A 19589-nucleotide genomic window follows, 5' to 3' on the forward strand; every position below is an offset into this window, starting at 1 on the left:
TTGAAAGACGCGTTCCACGGTAGCGCACGCATTCCACACGGTCCATATGCCGCGCACCGTGACCTCGCCGATGTCACCACTCGTCCCTATCACGGTTCCGGCCCGTCGCTGCGCCGCCGGGGCACGGCCCACACCGCGCCGGTATGGATCCGTCGCGCCAGCGGACACTGCTTCGATCGCCTTCCCCGTATTGCCCTCGACGTCAACGTGCAATGGGGCGCCATCCCATGCTGGAGCGGTCGAGCGCGACGCTGGGCACACGAAACCGTTCCTGCGGCCTACCGCCTGCGCTACAACACCCACGTACGTCCGGTCATGCCCAACAATCCAGTAAGCCTCAAATCTGTTGTTGCGGTGGCCGAAGCGCGCGCATCGTTCGCCGACCACCGGACCGGACGCAACTGCCGGCCCACCAATGAACGCATCGCTCAACTCACCGGGCTATCGGTACGCACCGTACAGCGCGCCTCCACAGCCCTGCGGCTCCTTGGAGTCGCCACCGAAGTGATGCGGGGCAGGCAACGCACCCGCGCCGAGCGCTACGCCAGCTGGCGCGTCGGCGACCGCGGTCGCGGCTGGGCATCGGTGTGGGCGTTGCACGACAGCAGATTTCACCGGCTGTCACCCCATCCCGAAGGGTCTCTTTTAGAGAACCAACCTTCTGTTAAGAATTCACTCACTACCAGCACCCGACCAAAGGCCGGTCGCAGCGCCGCTCCGCGTCGCACAGCACCTAGTCCGCAAGCGCTAACCCTGGCGAACCGATGGATCTGTGACCGGCACAGCCCGCCGTGGGCCCGGCGCTACCGCACCGGCGCCCCCTGGGCCCGACTACTCACGACCGTCGCCGAGCACGGCTGGACGCCGCGGGACCTCAACCAGGCCATCACCGACTGGATCGGAACCGGACATTGGATTCCCGACGCCCCGCACAAGCCAATCGGCCTGCTGGGCGCCATCCTTGCAGCTCATGGAAACCCGGCCGAACGACCCTCAGCCCTCGAGGAAGCCCGCGAAGCTGCCGAGTTCACCTTGACGCGCAAGCGCATTGCGGCCCAGTTCGCCGAACGAGACGCAGCCCTGCGGGCACGCCAAGCGGCCCGAGCGGCGCTAAGCGGATCGGGCCGCCGAGCAGCGCTCGATATCGCCCGACAAGCCGCGCAACGAGCTCTACAGCGTCGCGCTGAAGCCGACCGCCTCGCGCACGAGGAACGCCGCACCCGGGTCGACGAGATCCGTGGCATCCCAGCGAACTGACATGACGTCGCCGCCGTCGAGACGCAACACCTCGATCACCGAGCCACCCCCCTGTCACCTCGACCCGGATCAATGGTTCTGCCGCTCTCGCCGAATGCAGGCTCTCTCAACGTGTTTAGCGTGCCCGTTGCGCCGCAGCTGCGCACAACTGGCCCTGGAGTGCCGGCCGTCCTGGGGCATGTGGGCCGGCATCTGGATCGACGGCCGCTTCGCCGCCGCCGCGGCCCTGCTCGACGAGATAGCTGCGGATGATCCTCCGGTGGCACCGGAGCATGACCCCCCTCCCCCGCCTAGGGAACCGCGTCGTTCCGCGGTATTCCCCGCCGGCGTGCAGAGCGGCGCTGCCTTCCGTATGCGGCCACGCACCTTGGTGTTCGCCCGCTCCGAGGGGTATTGCGAAATCATGGCCACCGGCTGCCACCTCACGGCCGACGCGGTCATCTCCCGGGTTCCCCGCCGCGGCGATGGCGATGCCTCGACACTGTTCGCTGTATGTCAGGAATGCGCAATAACCCTGCAGCGCATGGATTCTCAAATGATCTACCACCTCGGGTACCGCCTGGACTCAGTGTCCGACGCTGCCGCCACACCGATGCTGTGGCGGCAGAAGCATCGTCTCCTTCTTGATGCCCGCGGTGGTCTGCGCGATCCCAGCATTTTCGCCTCATCAGAGCGCCCGGAAGCGCACGAGATCAACGACGCCGCGTTTTGGATCGCGTCGACTTGATCTCATGTCGCGATTGGTCGGAAGCGCACGCGCGCGGGCTGAGGAACCCGGTACCCTGGCGTCCGCTTTACCGCGGTAAAGCCAACTCGTCAGTTGTCGGCGCAGAGCAGGTGAAACTCATACCGCAGCGCCTGTTCGACCAGTGCGCTGCGCGTCCCGGCCTCCCAAGTGGCGACAAGATCATCGAGCCGCCGCGCGTTCGCCGGCGTCACACCCGAGAGCACCACGGTACGCGGCGCGGTCACGTGGCGACGACGACGCGGCACCGCATTCGACGACGGCCGCTCGAACAGCTGCCCCTCCCCCACCGACGCCGGCTGCTGGTTCGTCCACGTTGTAGCCAACCGAGCCGCATGCGCTTCGATGGCATCCAGGACGATCGCGCCCATCGTGCGCGCCAAACCACGCCGCGTCTTCTTCTCCGCGATCTGAACCCGGTACAGCTCGTCATACACTTCTGAGGAGAGCAGCACCTCCGGTGGACGTACACGTTTCGCCGGGCCCGCTGCTGTCACAGTGACAGAATTCAGTCGACGCCCAGGACGTCGAGCGTCGCCGCTAGAAGCCGGCGGCGACGGCGACCTGCCTGGCTCCGGAACCCTAGAAGCTTGCGCCGGCTTGACATGCGACGACGTCTCCTCCGGCACGGCAGCCGCCTCCGGCGGCGCAGGGCGGGACACCTCGACGGGACGGGCGGGCGGTCTCGCTGGTGCCGCGGGCCACATCTCGTCCAGATCGTCATCGAGCGCGGAGGGATCGAAAACCGGTTTTGCCTTTGGCCTCGAGGAGCTCATCCGACCCGCTCCTGCACCGGCGCCTCGAAACGTCTCAACCTGCCGATGATCTGGCGCACCAGCTCCTGATAGTCAGCCGCCAGCCCGCTGGGGTCGCTCGACCACATCGCCCGCGTCGGACTCTCTTTGCCCCGCAACTTCGCGATGCGGCTGCGTCGCTCATCGTGAGCAAGCGCCACCAACTCCCCCGCCGTCTTGTGCAAAGTCCGCATATCCACCGCGGCAGCAGGAGCCGACCGGATCGTGATGTCGAAAGGCGTCGTGCCGCTGCCCGCAAGCATCTCGTTGACCTGCGCGAAAACGTCCTCGTTGCGTTTCGTCGCGCGGGGATTGACGTCGAAAAGCAGCACGCCCAACAGTTGAATCGACGAGCCCCTCTTACGGGCATGCCAGAACCGCTTCGCCAACCGCGCTACCCCACCCAGGCTCGCCTGGTCATCGCGGGTCGGAATCAGTAAATAATTCGCGACCGACAGATAGGTGTCCAAAAGCGGGACGTCACCGGGGCCTGAATCTATGACCACCAAGTCGTAACCCTCGGAGTCGCTCAACAGACTCAGCTGCGCCTCCAGGTTGGCCGCCATGTTGATGCCATTCTCGGCCATCACCTGGGCGGTGGCACCGGCCACCGCGAGATGCGGGCCGCCGGCGATGACGTCGAGATTGGGCCGGACGTCGCGCACTGGCGTCAGTGGGGCCCCGAACTGCAGGGTCTGCGCTAAAGACTGACCGCCGTCTCCATCGACGCCCAAGTCCTCGACGGTGACATTGGCCTGCGGGTCGCCGTCGACGACGAGGACCCGGCGTCCACGCTTGCCGGCGGCCGCGATCATCTCAGCAATGGCCGCCACGGTGGTTGACTTTCCGACACCACCCTTCTGATTGGCCACCAGGACCACGCGCGCCTGACCGTTCATCGTCATACCGGTGACGGTATGACGATGAGCCCTCACAGTCGGCCCGCCACACCCCCGCGATACCGAACTGTGATCAGAGTGTCTGCTGGGACGAGTGGGATTGCGGTGAACCGGACGTCTGCGCAGCGGTGCAGACGGCCCGGCAACCACCATTCCCTCTGGGCGTAACAACGGAGGTGTGCTCGCCGCGCCACACCGACGTGAGACGCTGCGTGAACCCGTGCGTTCGACGAGTTAAAGAACGGACTGTCTACCGGATCGGTAGTCGATCAAACACTAGTCCGGGAGAACGATCGAATGTGCTTGTGAACCCACGTCCCTGCATGCATCCCGCCTTACGAACGTGCGCCCGTACGTTTTTAACACGGCACTCGACCGTGTCACTTGCCGTCACTTACTCGCGTTCTTAGTCGTCAAATTGCCGGTTCGACACCCGCCAATAATCCGGCAACTTAGCCGTCGTAGCCTCGTCGCAAGCCCGGGACAACACCGGGTGACTATCCGGCCTGTCATCCGGCGTAAGCCCGGATAATGCAGGTGAACCCAATTTGCGGGTGAGTACCCCGCGGTGTGGATGCACTTCATCGCATCGTCTACGCCGACTCAATACAGAATTGCCTCACTCTCCGACGGCGCACAACTCGCTCTCATCGGAATGGCCCCACCGGGCGCTGCCGGTCCAGGTCGGATCCTCTTTGCGACAGCGAGCGAAGTGCCGACTGTGCTTCCTTGCTCGAGACCACCAGCGCGTTATCTCGCCGGTCCGGCATTCCATAAGGTCTAACGAAAGCTAGTGACGCGTGCTCGCATAGCGAACACACAATGCGTGCGGCGGGGGAGTAGCCCTCCCGCCCAGTTCACCCTGCGACGCTTCGCCCGTACTCGGAACAGCAAAACCGCTGCGGACAGCCTCAACCGGTTCGGTACCGAGTGCACACGAACCCGGCTGCATCCTTGTTGACATCATCTCCTCAGGGACGGGCCGCAGCCGCTGGCCTGTGCCATGCGAACGCGCTCGCGCGAGAGCGGCCCCGTCACCGCGAGCGCACAGATACCAACCGCCAAAACGTCAGGTGACGATTTACCGCGGTAAATCGACGGTAAGTCTCAGCCCTAGCTGATCGGAATCGGCGGAGCTAGGCCCGATTAGGGCGTATGCCGCGAACGGCGGCGCGGACCGCATCGGCGGGGGATACGTGCTCTCGCTTTACCGCGGTAAAGCGAACTCTCGAGATGCTGCCGCCAGCTCCCCAGCAGCGGTACGCGCTCCGACGATGGGGCTGCCCAACGTGAGCAGGGGTAGACGAGGCGTGTCGCGAGCGTAGAACTGCCCGGCGTGGCCGTAAGGTAAACCGCGTCTGATCCGAAGTACTCCGCTGTGCGGGGGAAGCATACGGAAGGGCCATTCATGGCTATCCATGTCCTGCTCAATCAAAAGGGCGGCGTCGGCAAGAGCACCCTGTCGGTCAACCTGGCCGCCGTGACCGCCGATGTCCTCAACCGCGGCGACGACCCTAACGCGAGTTCACCCGTTCTTGCGCTGTCGGTCGACCCCCAGGGCTCCGCGGTCTGGTGGGCATCGAGAATGAACGACCTGCCGTTCCACATTGCCCAGGCCCACGACGACCTAGACAATCTCGCCAAGATCAAAGATCTGCCCGGCATCCAACACGTCTACGTCGACACCCCCGGATGGATCGACCTCGACGGAGACAGCCGCGGTGGCGACCCCCTGGGCCGCGGGCCCGCCGCCGACGTTCTGCGCGCCGTCCTGGACATGGCCGACCAAGTCATCGTGCCCATCGAGCCCGAACCGTTGAGCTTCGACCCAACCGCGCGCACCATCGGCAAAGTCGTCCAGCCCCGCGGATTGCGCTACATCGTCGTCATCAACAACTGGGACCCCCGCGACGGAACCTTCGATCTCAATCAGACCAGAGAGTTCGTCAAAGCCAACGGCTGGCCGCTGGCCAACACCGTCATTCGGCACTACAAACTTCACGTGCGCGCCAGCGCTGAAGGACAAGTCGTCACCGAATACCCCGCCAACCGGGTCGCGCTGCAAGCACGCGAAGACTTTTACAAATTCGCGCTAGAACTCAACGTCGGAGGAACCCGCTGATGGCCCGAGGACAACGCGTCAACCTCGCCGAGCTCCACACCGTCGTCGGCGACAGATCTCCAGTCGAGAATGGCCAGCACCAACGGGAGGACGCCACCGCTCGCACCGCCGCGCTGACCGATCTCATCGCCAACCCCCGCAACCCGCGCGAGGAGCTCGGCGATCTCGCCGACCTCGCATCCATCGCAGATATCCAACTGCAGCCCGCCACCGTAGTGACCCGCGAGGCCTACCTCAACCTCTATCCCGACGACACTATTGCCACCCGCTACGTCGTCATCAACGGATGTCGCCGGCTTGCTGCAGCGCACAAATACGGGCGCAGCGACCTCGCCATCGTCGTCAACGACACCATCGCCCGCGACCGCGTCACGCTGATTGCCGCGAGTATCGCCGAAAATGTCGACCGGCAGGACTTCGACGTCATCGAAGAGGCTCGCGCCGTCGAAGCGCTCGTCGCGGAATGCGGGTACGCCGACGTGGCGGCCGACCGACTGCGAAAGTCTGCCGGGTGGATCTCTCAGCGCCGCGCCCTGTTGCATCTCGCCCCCGAGCTTCAGACCGCCCTCCGCCGCGGTGAACTCGCGATAAGGGAGGCACGTCAACTCGCCCGTGTTCCACTCGAAGAACAAGTGACCCGCTGGCAGGCGGCCCTTGACCGGAACGCAGCGGGGGAGGGCAATGGCACCGACAAACGACCTCCCAGCCGATCCCGAGTGCTCTCCTCGGCCATCGCCGATTTCTCGGCCAAACCCGAATTGCTGGCCAATGCATTGCGCACCTACTTAGGCCCCGACGGCGTTCAACGTCTGCGTGACTTGCTGGCCGATTCTGGCCGGTAACGCCTACAGATCCGCGAGATCGCCAAGATGGCCAGGCGTATTGAACTGACTCAACGCGTCCAGATACCGCTCAGCGACGCGCCGATAATGCTCAGCCGTTTCGTTTCCCGCACTGCCTGCCTGAAGTAAATCCTGCTGAGCAGCGATCAGCAACCGGTTAGCCTCCTGCAGCGACACGATTTGCGCTTGAAGGTCTTGTACCTGACGGTCGGCGACGACGGGAGCCTTCGGCGAACCGGGGGTCGGCGGAAGCTCACTTGCGTAGACATACCAACGCAGCCGCTCCGGCCGCGGCATCGCCCCACCGCGCAGGTGGCCCGCAGTGATCGCCTTGATCAGCGTTCGCGGGTCTTTCCCCAATTTTGAGGCAGCCTCCTGCAACGGAACCACATCTCCCTGCGGTTCCGTCTCCACTCCTGGTGGCGGCTGTTTGGACGGACTCATCCTGCTCTCAGCGCGTTGACGGCCTTAGGGGCATTATGCTCCTAGTTAACGACATTGGGAACGACACGCTGCTATTAGTGCCGGCCACTTAGCACACGATAGCGACATGGATGTCGTAAACTAACGACATCGCACGGCGCTGGCCATGACGTGAGACAGACCGGGAAGGGTGCCATGAGTGGTATGAGCGGAAGCGAAACCCGCCAGTTGACCAAGGGCGTCTTCGTGCGGTTCACCGATGCCCAGCTGGCGTTACTGCAAGACGCGGCGACCCATCGGGGAGTGAGTGTGCCGCAACTGCTCCGCGACAGATCGCTTAGCCCCGAAATCGAGCGCGCCGCCTCCTAGCGACAACTCTGATCGGCAACATGCTTCCACTGAGGCCCCTTGCCGTTTGCTGGCCTACTCACCTTTTCTCTCCGAGCCCCAAAGCGACGTCGCGGACCGCGATCTGAAGTACGCCGACGTGGTGCGCGGTTCTCCGTTTACTCGGCCGTCGATGCCGATCAACTTCGTTTAGCCCGAACTGGTGGGTGTTGCGACCAAACTGCCGCGGACCTCCTTTAGGAGTTCACCGTCCACCACGTGTATAGCTGCGTCAGCGAAGGCCCCTGCGCATCACCTTCTGCCACGCTGACCAGATTGTGGGCAGCGGTCGACCACGCAATCAACGACCGGTTGCCGTGGACCGCGCAGATCAAAGTGCCGGCAATCTCAGATGGCGCCGCGTTACGCCGCCACGGGCCGGGTGACTGCATGTTGTTCGGGCACACCACGATTTGTGCGTCCTCCACACTGCGACGCAACAGCTCGGGCAAGTCGTCCGCGTCCTTGGCAAGCATGAATCGTGCGGAAGCCGGGCCTGAAGGGTCGTGTTCGTTGATGCACTTGAGCTGCGAGACCGCCGGGGAAGCGGCCACCTCCGGCTGGCAGGACGCGCTGAGGCCGGCCGGCACCAACGTGCGCAGCTGAGCCGCATCGTCGGCAGCCGGAGGCGGTGCGCTAGGCGCGAGGCCTCGAGGCCACAACCACGAAGCGGCGATGGCCACCACGGCAACCACCAATGCCGCCCCAATCGCGGCACGCTTGCTCACGAGCTTTGGCACCGCGCCGGGGCGCGCGAGGCGCGTCCGAGGACGGGACGAGCGCGACGTTCGATCGAAGTCGAAGGCAAGATTTGTCAGTGGCCGAAGCGGGGCGTCTCTCGGAGCTTCTGGTGGACGATCAATGATGTGCAACGGTTCGGTGTCTCCGTCGCGTGGACCGTCGGCGGCACTGTCCCCCGCATGCATACCGTCGTCCTTCCCATCTCGTAGACCTCTCCACTGTGCAAGTGCGAGGCCGACGCTGAGCCCCACGCGCACGCTGCTGGCGAAGTAAACCCCCACGATAAGACTCTGATCCAGGATGCAGATACGGGCGCGAGGGAACGCGCCGTTCGGCGGCTCTCCCTCACTGGCTGCGGTCGCGCAGATGATCCGGCGGCCATGCCCTCAGAGGCGCCGACGAGAGCGTAAAGCAGGCAACAGCAAGTACATCCGATTATGGCGGTGCGCGAAATGGGTAGCAGGAAGGCCGGCAGGGAGCTGTGCAGAAGCGGCCGACCGCAGTCGCGCCTTCGGCGTGTTCGCACCATTGCCAGGCTCTCGCCTGCACCCTCTGAACAGAGGGCCGACCTTTGGTACGCCCGACAACGCGAAATGGAGTCGATCATTAGCGGCGTTCATCGCGGCGCCGTCATCGATGGGGGGCTGGGCGCAGGAGCAGTACCGCCGATCGGTACTCCGCCCTGGAAAGTGAACTGGCCGCCGCATCCGTCCGGGATGTAATAGGTGACACCGGGATTGGCTGCCGACAGTACAGCGATCTGCGCAGGACTGGTGGGCTGCCAGGGACCCATTGATGGCAAGCTCGCACCGATCGTGTCCGACGCTGTGCCCCCCAACACGCCGCCAATCGGGTCAGGCGCTGTACGCGCCCACACGGGCAAATTCAGATTCGTCTGAGTCCACTTCTGCGAGTCGTAGGTGTATGCGAACCACCGTTGGAGCTGCGGCTGTCCATCCACTGTGACGACGCGTGTGTAGGTGGTCCCGTCCATCCCTGACATGCGGAACCGGTACTGCTCTGCCTGGGAAAACGCGGGTTGCTGATCTGGAGTAACCCAATTTTGGCCCGGCGTGTAGAAGCCGGAAGGACCGCCGGTCTTTAACGGCTGATCTGTCAGATCGAAGTGTTCAGCAGGGGGAGGCGGCGGTTGCGATCCAACATAAGGGGGTGGCGTGTAGTTCCGCCACTGGCCAAAACGTTCATCGCCGATGAATGGGTTATGAGGATCGACCAGTCCGTGACTGGAGTCCGGCACCCCGCCATCTTCTCCACCGATATCACCGGGGGCCGGCGACAGCGGCGCATCGAGGGCATGGATGCCGCCTGTGACCGGGCGGGGTGGGGGCTCCAACGGCGCACCGACGAGTGAGGGGTTGCCGGCGCTGCGCGCGTAGTCGGCGTATTGCGTGGTGGCTTTGGCGTGCAGGCCACCGAGTTCGGTCTGCAGCGCCGCCACCACGGGGGCGTAGCGCCCCATATTGGCCGGGTTCGCATTCGCCTGCGCGGCCCGTTTCAGCCGCTGCTCGGTGTCCTCGAACTCCTCGGGCTTGGGTGTGTTCGCCCGGGCCCGCGCGTAGTTGTCAGCAAGGGTTTCCAGAGCGGTAGCTGTGGCGGTGGCGTGTTCGCCGTGTCGCTCATACCACTGGCTGAGTTCGTCAATTCGTTGCGACGCTTGATCACCGGCACCTGATCGCCAATCGGCCGAGATGGCGGTGCTACCTCTTCGAAGCTGTCGGGCGGCGTCCTGCAACTCGCTGGCATGGCTGCGCATCTGCTGGGCGGCACTGTAGAGCCCGGCAGGGCCCGGGCCGCCGTGGAGCAGCCTGGCAATGTCCTTGCCGTTGGTCGGGGAAGCGCCGAGCTGCGGTGCGGTGACCGCCGGAATCGTCGGTGTCGACAGGTTCGGTACCGACGGCGCGGCGCTGGCCGGGGCATCGGAGTCACCGCCGGCCGAGCCCAGGCTGGCCGCGTTGAGCTGCTCCTGCTCGTCATAGGTGCTCGCGCTGCTGGCCAACATTGACCCGCGAGCTTCGGTGATGACCTGAGCGAAGTTGCTGTACCCGGTGATCGCGGCGCACCGTGCCTGCAGCGTTTCGGTGACCGCTGCCGACACCGGGTCCGAGGCCGGCGTCGTCACGGTGATTCCCTGCGAGGAACCGCCAGAGGCCGCGCCAGAGACCGCAGCGGCTGTACGGGTCACAACGGCGGTATCAATCTCCAGCTGCGCCATCTCGACCTCCCCAAATTTCCGGTCCCGCGACCGCCGCGGACAGACTCTCGTACCTGGCCCGGCATTCCGATCCTATTTAGCCGGGAGAGGTAGAGCACCGCCTCTAGCGAAATAGCTTTCTTAGCGGATCTGGCGGGTGAGGGCGTCGACGAGGGTGGTGTTGAGGTAGCTGGTGGCAGCGTAGCCGGGGGTGAGGAGTGCGTCGATGCTGGCGGGATCGTCGACGATGATGGTAGTGCCGGTGTATTGGGTGAAGGGCTCCGATAGGCCGTTGTAGCTGCCGCCGCCGGCTGCGCGGTCGCGGCGCAGTACGAGACGGACGTCGGTGGGTGGGTTGTTCAGCTGGGCAGGGTCTGTAACGGCAAGCAGGCTGTCGGTTCCGGTGGTGGCGGGTTGGTCGGCGTAGCGGAAGCCGAGGCCTTGCAGGTATAGGGCGCTGGGGGAAGTGGCGGAGGCGACTTGGACGCCATTGTCGGTGACGAGGACTGCCTGGACGCTTTTGCCGTCGAATGCGGGGTGGCTGGTGCGCAGCTCGGCTTGACTGGTGGTGGCCTGGTCGATGAGTTGTTTGGCTTGGTCGCCGCGGCCGAGGATGCGTGCGATCCACTCGATTTGGGTCTGCCAAGTCCAGTCGTTGGCGTTTTGCGGTCGGGTGATGGTGGTGGCGATGTTCGACAGGTCTTGGTAGGTGGGTGCATTCATGGTCGCGGTGTCGATGATGAGGTCGGGGCGGGTGGCGGCAATCGCCGCGGGATCTGCGGTGTCGAGAACGCGGACATCGCCGGTGATGCGGTCGGTCAGATACGAGGGTGCGGGGCCGGCGGGGGAGACGATCGCGGCGGGTTGCACGCCCAGGGATAAGACGGCGTCGGCGTCTCCGGGGCCGGCGGCGACGACCGTGCCGGGCGCCTCGGTGAGCGTGGTTTGTCCGTGTTCGTGGATGAAGGTTTGCGGCGTGTAGGCGGTGGCGGTGTCGCGGGGCCAGGCCCAGAAGGTGACAGCACCGGCAACAAGCACGACGACGGCGGCCAGGACCGCCGCGATGAGGGTGCGGCGGTGACGCCGCCGTGGTGTCGGAGCGGGTAGGTCGACGAACGTGTACGGGCTGCTGAGCCACGGCTGCGAGTGCTGTGGCGCAGGCCCCGTCGAGCGGGTGAGCGGGCTGGGCTGGGTGGGCCAGTGCGGGGGTGTGCGGTCGGGCGGTCCGAGCGCTGCTGGTGTGGGGGTGGTGGTGATCGCAACGGCGTCGGTGCTGTCATCGAGGGCGCGGTGCGCGGCGGCGGCCAGCTCTCCAGCACTCTGGAATCGTTGCGCGGGTTCTTTGGCCATGGCGCGGGCAATGACGGCGTCCAGGGCGGTGGGCAGGCTGGGTACGGCGTCGGTGGGCCGCGGCGGGGGGTCCATGAGGTGGGCGGCGGCGACCGCGGCCATGCCGCCGGGGCGGGCGAAAGGCGCTTGCCCGGTCAGCAGGCGATACAGCGAGCAGCCCAGTGAGTAGATGTCGGCGCGGTGGTCGACGGTCTCGCCGGCGAGGCTCTCAGGTGCGGCGTAGGCGATGCTCGCCATCACCATGCCGGTTTGGGTGAGGTTCACCGCGTCGTCGAGGGCGCGGGCAATACCGAAGTCGGCGAGGAAGATTCGCTCGTCATGGGGTGCAAGGAGGAAGTTGGCGGGTTTGGCGTCACGGTGCAGCAGCTGGCGGCGGTGGGCGTAGTCCAGGGCGCCGGCGACCTCGCCGATGATGTGCACCGCGCGGCGCGGCGTCATCCGGCCCGCGGCGAGTTCCTTTTCGGCGTCGCTGCCGGCGACGTACTGCATCGCGATCCATAGCTGACCGTCGGTGTCTCCGCGGTTGTAGACGGTGACGATGTTGGGGTGATCGAGGGTGGCGGCGAGTTCGGCTTCCCGCTCGAACCGCGACCGGAAGTGCTCGTCGCGCGACAGCTCGGCGGAGAGCACCTTGAGGGCGTCACTGCGGGGCAGGGTGGGGTGCCGAGCGCGATACACGGTGCCCATCCCGCCGGAACCGAGGACGCTTTCGATGGTGTAGCCACCCACGATGGCCCCTGGTTGCAGTGTCACCGGCAATCGCCTACTGACCGGCCAGAATTCGGTACTGAGCGCCCATCTGTTGGCGGGCGTCCTCGGCGGTGGTGGAGAACGCGGTGTAGGCGTAGCGGTCGACGGTGGCCACGCAGCTGAACGCCCACTGCACCCGCTGCCAGGTGATCGGCGCGGTCGCCGGCAACAGTCCCACGGTGCGCTGATAGCACTTCGCGGCGGGCAGCCCGCGCACCCCCTCGATACCGTGCACGTTGGCGAAACTACCAATCTGCTCGGTGAGGCCGTCAGCGACACGCACCGCGCCATCGGGGTTGGCCGCTTGGTACACCGTGGTCAGACGTTGAGACACCTGGTCCACGCCGGCAGTGCTGAATAGCGAAATGGTCTTGATTGGGTCGACGGCGAAGTGCAGCCAGCCCCGCGGTTTCCAGATACCCAGCAGGAACGGGGCCCGATTGTCCGGCGCGACCAGGGTTTTGGCGAGCAGCTGCCCTGTCGGGTCTAGTGGCAGGTCTTTCAGCGCGGGCAGGTCGGTTGCGGTGAACTGGTCGATCCGCGTCTTCTGCAGATCAATAGTTCCTCTCGACAGGTTTTCGGTATCTGCTCCGAGGAGGTAGTCGCTGACTTGGACGACGGTGTAGAACACGTAGGCGCCGTGGGGAGTGAAGCTGACCATCCGCTGCCCCTGATCGGGCATGGTGAAGGTGATCGCGACGGTTTCTGGCAGCTCGGTCAGCGTCACAGGTTGTGGTGGCGACGAGCCTGGCCAGGGGGTGAACGCGGCGGCCATCTGGGTGGCGGCTGCCGTGGCGGCGGCAGGATCAGGGAAACGCAGGACCACGTTCTGCAGGCTGCGCTGCTGTTTGGCTGTTGACGGGGTGGTTCGTACGGTGGCGAAGCCGCTGACGAATCCGTTGGCGCCGGCGGCAGCGGCGACCGGCGGATCAAAGATGCGGTTGCGTGTCATGTCGTCGGTCGAGGCGACCGGACCGACCAGCGACAGATTCACCGGGGCGGGCAGCGTGTTGATCTCGGCGTCGATCTCCCACGGTCCCACGGTGTAGTCGGCGATGCGATGCGCCTCGAGCAGGGCGCCAGAGTACGGGTCGTCACCGGCGGTGCCGAACGGACGGCTGGCCGCGGTGGCGTAGTCACCGGTGTCCATCAGCGCCACGATCGCGCCACCGTCGGGGGCTTGCTTGGCGGGGATGGCGGTACCCGCGGTGGTGGTGGTGGCGCACCCAGCGATCAGGACGGCGCAGACACCGGCGATCAGCGCGACAGTAGGGCGGGTTGTTCTGTCCCACATAGGCGCTCGCTTCCGACATGCACCATCCACTCGATGGTGGGTGCTCTGAGGTGATGACATTGCGGCATTCACTTGGTGGTCAGTGCCGGCGGCTTCTTGGTCAAATCCACGGTGCCGAAGAACACCTTGTCGACCTTGCCGGAGGCGGTGCCGCCGTCGACCGTTTGGACGGTCACCGGCATGACGACCGGTCCGTCGACCGTGGTGGTCATCGCATACTCCAAGAACAGGCCCATCTTGACCTGGCTGATGTCGGCGGGCCCCCAGTTGGCGGTCCCCTCCACGGCGTCGGGGCGGTCCATCTTGTAGGGGCAGCCGGGCGGGTTGAGCGCGTGGGAGCGTTCGCAGGCGGTGAACGCGTCGCTGACCGCGCTCTGCACGGCTTGCTGACCCTTGTCGTTGAGGTCGAATTTCGGTTGCAGGAACGACGTTCCGCCGAAGCTGAGCGCTTGCAAGGGGGCGGCGTCGGCGAGCTGGCTCACTTCAAGGTAGTCGTTGGTGCTGCCCAGCTGCTGGAAGCCGGGGAACACGTTGACCGATTCTTTGTCTTTGAGAGGTTCCCCGAACAGGGTCAATGTCGATTCGGCCCCCTCATCGCCCGAGACGTTCCGCAAGGCAATGCGAACGAACGCGTTGTCCAGTTTCCAGGCGTCGTCGACTTTGGTGAGCCGCACATCGGCCTCGGAGGTTTTCCCGCCAAAGTCGGCGGCAACCTTGACCGTCCCCATCCGCAGCGGCGAGTTCTCGTCGCCCTTATCCAGGACACGGATGTTGGTGATGGGCTGCTTCGCAATCTGCTTGCGCAGGATGTCGTCGGTGAGGAAATCCTTGCTCGAGGGTTCGGCTTTGCCGAAGGACAGGGCCTTGTCAGCATCACCGTCGCTGAGGGCCTGCAGATAGGCCGTCACGGTGTCGGCCGCAGTCGCCGGGGTGTCACCACCGCCGGCGGTGCCCCCCTCAGAGCCCGACCCGCTGAACAGAGCGACAGCGACGACGAGCGCGACGACCACAGCTGCGGCTGCGGCCACGATCACGGGTCGGCGCCGCCACACGGGCCGAGTCGGCGGCATCGGCATGGGGGGGTGCCCCGGATAGAACTGCTGCGCCGGGTGAGGTGGCCATCCCGGCGGGGGCGGTGGGGGTCCAGCGGCCCATTGCTGAGCGTGCGGAGCAGGGGGCGCCGCGGCGGCGGGCGGCGGGGTACTAGAAGTCGGGGCAGCGGCGGGAGCCGGCGCAGGCCGGCTCGGCGCCGGGGCCACGGTGGGTGTCGGCGGATTCGGCGGCCACGGGTAGCGCTGCTGCGGTTGCGAGGACGGTTGGGGCGCATCATGGTTCGTGCGCGGCGTTACAGGAGCCTGCCCGGTAGCGGCGTCGGGGTCCACGGCGGCGGTGTTCGCCGAAGTCCGGGGGCTCGAGGTCGTGGGTGCCGCGGTCGTGGGTTCGTCAGGGTCGACGTGGGGAGGCCCCGCGGAGCTGCCGCTCGGTGGGCGGGTGAAGGTGGGGGTGATCGCGGTGGGTGCGTCGGGATCACCGGGGTCAGGCTCGGGGCGGGGTCGGTCGGCGTCGTGTCGTGAATCAGCCACGGCGATATCTCCTTCGGTGCGCGCTGGTGGTCGACCCGCACTCGCGGGCAAAGTGTCGCTCGGTCAGGGGGTGTCAGCGGATCTTGTCGGCGATAGCGCTGGCGATGGCATATCCGGCGCTACCCACAGTCGGTGAGCAGGCCCGCACATCGACAATGACGTTGCCGCGCACCGTCATATCGCGCTCGCACTGTTGGCCGGGCACCGGGGGAGTGGTCGGTATCAGCATCACCGTAACGACGTCGCCGATCGTGCGGATCGTGGTCACATCGACGACGATGTCCTTATCGCCGCCGCCGGGGGAATAGGTGAGGCGTTGCGACTGGCAGGAATTCCAGTCAGCGACCAGCTTGTCGAACACCGACTTCGCCGCGGCAGGATCCGGGAAGGCGGCGACCGCTTGGGCGACCTGCTGGGCGCGGCCCTGCTGCAGAAGTTGGATCACGACCCCGGTATAGCCGGTTCCCTCGAACGCGGCGCGGTAGGCCGGCCCGAAGGCGCTCATGCATTGCGGCGGAGCGACCGAGCCGCCCATCATCGCCGTCTCGGTTCCCACCTCGGCCAGTTCAGGGCTGTTGAGCAGCTTCCCGGCCTCAGGAACGGGCAGCAGCAGCGGCGCGAGCGCGTCGGGGGCGATCACCGGCCCCGCCGGTGCCGGCGCTGGGGTGGGTGCGGGAGATGGCGGTGCCGGGGTGTCCGCGCGGACGGTGGTGGTCGGTCCGGCCGGCACCCCGGCCTTGCTGCTCGGCGCGGTCGTGGGTGCCGCCGTGGTGTCGGCGGCCTCTCCGGAGTCGGCGATCAGCACGACCGCGGCCACCACGGCGACCACGGCGGCGCTCACCGCACCCACCGTCAGCCACCGGTGAGCGCGTATCGCGGCGACTGCGGGATGCTGCGGTTTGGGGGGTAAACCCGACCGCGCCGGCGGCGGTGTCGCACCGGGGCCGCCGGGGCCTCCGGGGGCAGGCTGGGGCCAGCCCTGGCCCACGGGGGAAGGCTGCGGCCAGCCAGGCCCCGCGGGCGGTGGCGGCGGGTACGCGCCCCACTGCGGAGGCGGGGGAGGAGGGGAGAACTGGGGTGCCTGCAGCGTGTCTTGCTCATCGAACGGGCGCGCCGGCGGCGGGCCCACCGGCGGAGGTGTCGGGCGGTCGGCGTCGCGGCCACGGTGCGGTGGTCGGTCATGCGGAGTCACTGCATCCCCCTGCGTATCGAGGCGCGCCAGCAAACGCCGGCATCATGTCTGCGACTAATCATCGCACGATCCGTTGCACCCCCCGCGCACCAAAAATTTGCCGCCAAGAGGCCACGATTCTGCGTGTAATACTGAATCGGCTGGTACGCCCGACTATCGATGCTTGCGCTGGTAGAACCGTGTTCGCTCGGCATCGATAGCCGCTTGGAGAACAAGGAATCGGTGTGCAACAACCTGTAGCGCAATCTGTAGCACCTCGGTGCACACACGCCACGACAATCGAGCCTCACGAGGAGCCTAAGGTGAGCGGACCGACCGAGTCAGGAACCCCGGCAACCAGGCTGCCCGCTGTGCAGATCGCGGTCGCCGGCAAGACGATGACCGCCCAGGCCGACGCCGGAGCGGTCGTCATCGGCCGCGAGGAGCCCGCGCATATCCGGGTACCGATCCCGTCGCTGTCGCGGGTTCATGTGCGCATCGAGCCCGCCGACGGGCACTGGGTCATCACAGATGCCGGCAGCAAGCACGGCACCTTTCTCGACGGACGCCGTATCGAGTCCGTCGCGGTCGAACAGGTGACCTCGGTGCGCCTAGGTGATCCAGCCGGGATCGAAGTCACCGTCGCACCCGCCGAGCACAGCCACTCTGATCCCTCCGAATCTCTTGAAATGGGCGAGGACACCGCCGCGGATGTCGAGCAGCCAGCCGACCCCGACATCGCCCGTGCAGGGCTGGCGGTGATGGAGCGCCGTGAACAGCTGGGTTTCTCCCAGCGGCGCCTGGCCGAAGATCGGGTCGTCAGCCAGACCCAGCTGGTCAAGCTAGAACGCGGCACCCATTGGCCTCGGCCGGGGACGCTGGCCAAGATCGAGTCCTACCTGAGATGGCCGCCCGGCACGATCGCCCGGATCCGCGGCGGCGAGCTCGCACCCGACGACGATGACACCACCGAGGTGTTATCGCCCACCGTTCAGGTCGCCGTCCTCATCGACGCCTCCGAGATCGCCCTGCACGGCGTGCTGCGCAGGGTCGCGCAACTGCCCCCAACCGACAGCGCCACCTTCACCAGCGACATCAGCGCATTACTGGCCGAGCTGCGCCGCCTGGAACGCACCATCACGACCGCGGCCCGCACCACGACCCATCGCCCCGAACTGCTGGGACTGCTCGGCCACATCCGCGCAGCACGCCAGGACATGCTCCGCGCCGCCACCCGAGCGCCCGGCGCCACACTCGGTCAGCGACTGGCCACAGCGCGCCTCCATCACCATCTCAGCGCCGCTGAGGTCGCCACCCACTGCAACATCACGATCGAAGAGGTCGACGCCGCCGAAGCCGAACAGCCCGTGCGCGCACCAGTCACCGCAGCGCTCGAGCTTCTCGTTGCCGGCCTCACCGGTGCAGGAGCCACCCGCCGATGACCACTCCCACAGGTGCCGCCCAGCCACGCACCACCCGGGCCCGATCACAACCGCGCCGTCTGCGCTGCGCCGCCGCAGGCGCTTTGGCGGTCCTGGCCGTCGTGATGACCGGCTGCGCCACCCCCATCCAGGGGCAGGCCCGGTCCAGCATGTATGACCCCAACACCATCGCCGGCGTGCCCGTCGTCGACGGCCCCAGCGGTGTCCGCAAAGACGCGCCCCCGCCGGATGGAAAAGTCGCCTACACCAACAATTCTGACGCCGACCACCTCGCGGTGCTGGCCGTCAACGATGTGGTCGACTACTGGCAACAGCACTACACCGACCCGCCGTTGGAGGGATCGTTCACCCCGGTCGCCAACCTCGCCTCCTACGACTCCACCGACCCGGGCGGCCCCATCCTGTGCGGCGAAAGCGGATTCAACAATCCCAACGCGTTCTATTGTCCGCGTGCCGATCTCATCGCCTGGGATCGCGGCGACCTCGTTCCCGCCGGGATGAAATACTTTGGCGACGCCTCGATCGCCGCCCTATTCGCCCACGAATACGGTCACGCCGTGCAACGGATGGGCGGGCTGGTCGACCGGTCTACACCCACACTCGTTCTCGAGCAGCAAGCCGACTGCTTCGCCGGCAGCTACATCCGCTGGGTCACCGAAGGATCGTCAAAGCGCTTCGAGCTCAACACCAGTGACGGACTCAACCGCGTCATCGCCGGCGTCATCACCATCAGGGACCCGATCCTGACCCCCGAGTACGAAGACATGGTGGAAGAAGGCCACGGCACCGCCCTGGACCGCGTCAGCGCTTTCCAAACTGGATTCATCGATGGAATCGACGCCTGCGCGCGAATCGACATGGACCAGATCGAGCATGCCCGCGGCGACCTGCCGATGATGCTCGACCCTAAGGCGAGCGGCGGCGCTGCCACTGGGGAATCACCCATTGATCAAGGACTCATCACCTCGATCACCGAGGCGTTGACGCAGATTTTCACCCCCGCCGCGCCTCCGACCGTTTCCCTTACCGCACCCGCCCGGCCGTGCCCCGACGCGACGGCCACCCCGCCAGTGTCCTACTGCCCGTCCACCCACACCATCACCGTGGACCTGCCCGCCCTGCAAGCGATGGGCACCCCCGCCGACGAGAAGGAACGCGTTCTCCTACAAGGAGACAACACCGCAATCTCCGTGCTGACCGCCCGCTACATGCTTGCCCTGCAACACCACCGCGGAGTCCCCATCGACACCACCGCCGCCGCGCTGCGCACCGCCTGCCTCACCGGCGTCGCGCAACGCAAAATGACCGAACCCATCACGCTCCGTACCGGCGGCACCATTCAACTGTCCGCGGGTGACCTCGACGAAGCTATCGCCGGTCTGCTTAACAACGGCTTCGCCGCCAGCGACGTCAATGGCACCACCGTCGCCGCCGGCTTCACCCGCATCATGGCCTTCCGATCCGGACTTATCACCCCCAACGCCGACGCCTGCTATACCCGCTTCCTCTGATCCGAATGACGGCACACAGACGTCTGCGCGGCGCGCATCGTTGCGGCACGACCGACCCAGGACACA

General features: G+C 66.2%; 16 protein-coding genes. 7 read left to right on the top strand and 9 right to left on the bottom strand.

Features of this window, described 5'->3' with window-relative positions; genetic code table 11:
• Together ACXYX3_RS27755 and ACXYX3_RS27760 are read left to right on the top strand one after the other, a co-directional pair.
• On the top strand, nucleotides 1-1257 hold the full coding sequence (locus ACXYX3_RS27755) for a helix-turn-helix domain-containing protein (RefSeq protein WP_241204912.1): 1257 nt from the start codon (nucleotides 1-3) through the stop codon (nucleotides 1255-1257).
• A gap of 1 nt (nucleotide 1258) precedes the next feature.
• On the top strand, nucleotides 1259-1984 hold the full coding sequence (locus ACXYX3_RS27760) for a WhiB family transcriptional regulator (RefSeq protein WP_255730349.1): 726 nt from the start codon (nucleotides 1259-1261) through the stop codon (nucleotides 1982-1984).
• A gap of 89 nt (nucleotides 1985-2073) precedes the next feature.
• Here ACXYX3_RS27760 and ACXYX3_RS27765 read toward each other — a convergent pair whose 3' ends face one another.
• Nucleotides 2074-2499 carry a hypothetical protein gene (locus tag ACXYX3_RS27765; protein WP_241204914.1) on the bottom strand — a complete coding sequence of 142 codons (426 nt, stop codon included), beginning with the start codon at nucleotides 2497-2499 and terminating at the stop codon, nucleotides 2074-2076.
• A 275-nt stretch (nucleotides 2500-2774) separates the two neighbouring features.
• Complete coding sequence (locus ACXYX3_RS27770; RefSeq protein ID WP_043416216.1) at nucleotides 2775-3701, bottom strand: ParA family protein; 927 nt, start codon at nucleotides 3699-3701, stop codon at nucleotides 2775-2777.
• A 1402-nt stretch (nucleotides 3702-5103) separates the two neighbouring features.
• On the opposite strand from ACXYX3_RS27770, the gene ACXYX3_RS27775 reads away from it, so the two are divergent.
• Both ACXYX3_RS27775 and ACXYX3_RS27780 read left to right on the top strand, forming a co-directional pair.
• On the top strand, nucleotides 5104-5817 hold the full coding sequence (locus ACXYX3_RS27775) for a ParA family protein (RefSeq protein WP_043416219.1): 714 nt from the start codon (nucleotides 5104-5106) through the stop codon (nucleotides 5815-5817).
• Nucleotides 5817-6659, top strand: a complete 843-nt coding sequence (locus ACXYX3_RS27780; RefSeq protein ID WP_043416222.1) for a ParB/RepB/Spo0J family partition protein — start codon at nucleotides 5817-5819, stop codon at nucleotides 6657-6659. Before ACXYX3_RS27775 ends, ACXYX3_RS27780 begins: the two co-directional genes overlap by 1 nt.
• 3 nt (nucleotides 6660-6662) lie before the next feature.
• Here the strand turns inward: ACXYX3_RS27780 and ACXYX3_RS27785 are convergent, their stop codons facing one another.
• Nucleotides 6663-7103 carry a hypothetical protein gene (locus tag ACXYX3_RS27785; RefSeq protein WP_046364106.1) on the bottom strand — a complete coding sequence of 147 codons (441 nt, stop codon included), beginning with the start codon at nucleotides 7101-7103 and terminating at the stop codon, nucleotides 6663-6665.
• 183 nt (nucleotides 7104-7286) lie between these two features.
• Here ACXYX3_RS27785 and ACXYX3_RS27790 point away from each other — a divergent pair, with 183 nt between their 5' ends.
• The gene (locus ACXYX3_RS27790) at nucleotides 7287-7451 is read left to right on the top strand and encodes a hypothetical protein (RefSeq protein ID WP_172835618.1); all 165 of its coding nucleotides are present in this window, start codon (nucleotides 7287-7289) and stop codon (nucleotides 7449-7451) included.
• Nucleotides 7452-7666: 215 nt separating this feature from the next.
• On the opposite strand, the gene ACXYX3_RS27795 is transcribed toward ACXYX3_RS27790, so the two are convergent.
• The 6 genes from ACXYX3_RS27795 to ACXYX3_RS27820 all read right to left on the bottom strand — a co-directional run bounded on the left by ACXYX3_RS27795 (nucleotide 7667) and on the right by ACXYX3_RS27820 (nucleotide 16240).
• Complete coding sequence (locus ACXYX3_RS27795) at nucleotides 7667-8197, bottom strand: hypothetical protein (protein WP_239736412.1); 531 nt, start codon at nucleotides 8195-8197, stop codon at nucleotides 7667-7669.
• A 629-nt stretch (nucleotides 8198-8826) separates the two neighbouring features.
• A complete protein-coding gene (locus ACXYX3_RS27800) occupies nucleotides 8827-10443 on the bottom strand; it encodes a PPE domain-containing protein (RefSeq protein ID WP_241204915.1) in 1617 nt (538 codons plus the stop codon).
• Nucleotides 10444-10563: 120 nt separating this feature from the next.
• Nucleotides 10564-12525, bottom strand: coding sequence for a serine/threonine-protein kinase (locus ACXYX3_RS27805; RefSeq protein WP_241204916.1), 1962 nt, complete (start codon nucleotides 12523-12525; stop codon nucleotides 10564-10566).
• A gap of 10 nt (nucleotides 12526-12535) precedes the next feature.
• Nucleotides 12536-13816, bottom strand: a complete 1281-nt coding sequence (locus ACXYX3_RS27810; RefSeq protein ID WP_241204917.1) for a DUF7373 family lipoprotein — start codon at nucleotides 13814-13816, stop codon at nucleotides 12536-12538.
• 68 nt (nucleotides 13817-13884) lie between these two features.
• Nucleotides 13885-14724 carry a hypothetical protein gene (locus tag ACXYX3_RS27815; protein ID WP_458612353.1) on the bottom strand — a complete coding sequence of 280 codons (840 nt, stop codon included), beginning with the start codon at nucleotides 14722-14724 and terminating at the stop codon, nucleotides 13885-13887.
• 748 nt (nucleotides 14725-15472) lie between these two features.
• A complete protein-coding gene (locus ACXYX3_RS27820; protein WP_241204919.1) occupies nucleotides 15473-16240 on the bottom strand; it encodes a sensor domain-containing protein in 768 nt (255 codons plus the stop codon).
• Nucleotides 16241-16893: 653 nt separating this feature from the next.
• Between ACXYX3_RS27820 and ACXYX3_RS27825 the strand changes: the two genes are divergently transcribed.
• Nucleotides 16894-18012 (top strand): FHA domain-containing protein, encoded by a 1119-nt coding sequence (locus ACXYX3_RS27825; RefSeq protein ID WP_241204920.1) that lies wholly within the window; start codon nucleotides 16894-16896, stop codon nucleotides 18010-18012.
• 104 nt (nucleotides 18013-18116) lie between these two features.
• Entirely contained in the window at nucleotides 18117-19523 is a 1407-nt protein-coding gene (locus tag ACXYX3_RS27830) for a neutral zinc metallopeptidase (RefSeq protein ID WP_458612359.1), read from the top strand.
• Nucleotides 19524-19589: the final 66 nt, after the last annotated feature.

It is taken from the genome of Mycobacterium sp. Panama NTM2, assembly GCF_054355555.1.

What these genes read in the sequence shown, in the direction of transcription:
- ACXYX3_RS27760 (WP_255730349.1), top strand. Translation starts at nt 1,259, where the DNA reads ATGACGTCGCCGCCGTCGAGACGCAACACCTCGATCACCGAGCCACCC.
- ACXYX3_RS27770 (WP_043416216.1), bottom strand. Translation starts at nt 3,701, where the DNA reads ATGACGATGAACGGTCAGGCGCGCGTGGTCCTGGTGGCCAATCAGAAG.
- ACXYX3_RS27775 (WP_043416219.1), top strand. Translation starts at nt 5,104, where the DNA reads ATGGCTATCCATGTCCTGCTCAATCAAAAGGGCGGCGTCGGCAAGAGC.
- ACXYX3_RS27780 (WP_043416222.1), top strand. Translation starts at nt 5,817, where the DNA reads ATGGCCCGAGGACAACGCGTCAACCTCGCCGAGCTCCACACCGTCGTC.
- ACXYX3_RS27785 (WP_046364106.1), bottom strand. Translation starts at nt 7,103, where the DNA reads ATGAGTCCGTCCAAACAGCCGCCACCAGGAGTGGAGACGGAACCGCAG.
- ACXYX3_RS27790 (WP_172835618.1), top strand. Translation starts at nt 7,287, where the DNA reads ATGAGCGGAAGCGAAACCCGCCAGTTGACCAAGGGCGTCTTCGTGCGG.
- ACXYX3_RS27800 (WP_241204915.1), bottom strand. Translation starts at nt 10,443, where the DNA reads ATGGCGCAGCTGGAGATTGATACCGCCGTTGTGACCCGTACAGCCGCT.
- ACXYX3_RS27810 (WP_241204917.1), bottom strand. Translation starts at nt 13,816, where the DNA reads ATGTGGGACAGAACAACCCGCCCTACTGTCGCGCTGATCGCCGGTGTC.
- ACXYX3_RS27830 (WP_458612359.1), top strand. Translation starts at nt 18,117, where the DNA reads ATGACCGGCTGCGCCACCCCCATCCAGGGGCAGGCCCGGTCCAGCATG.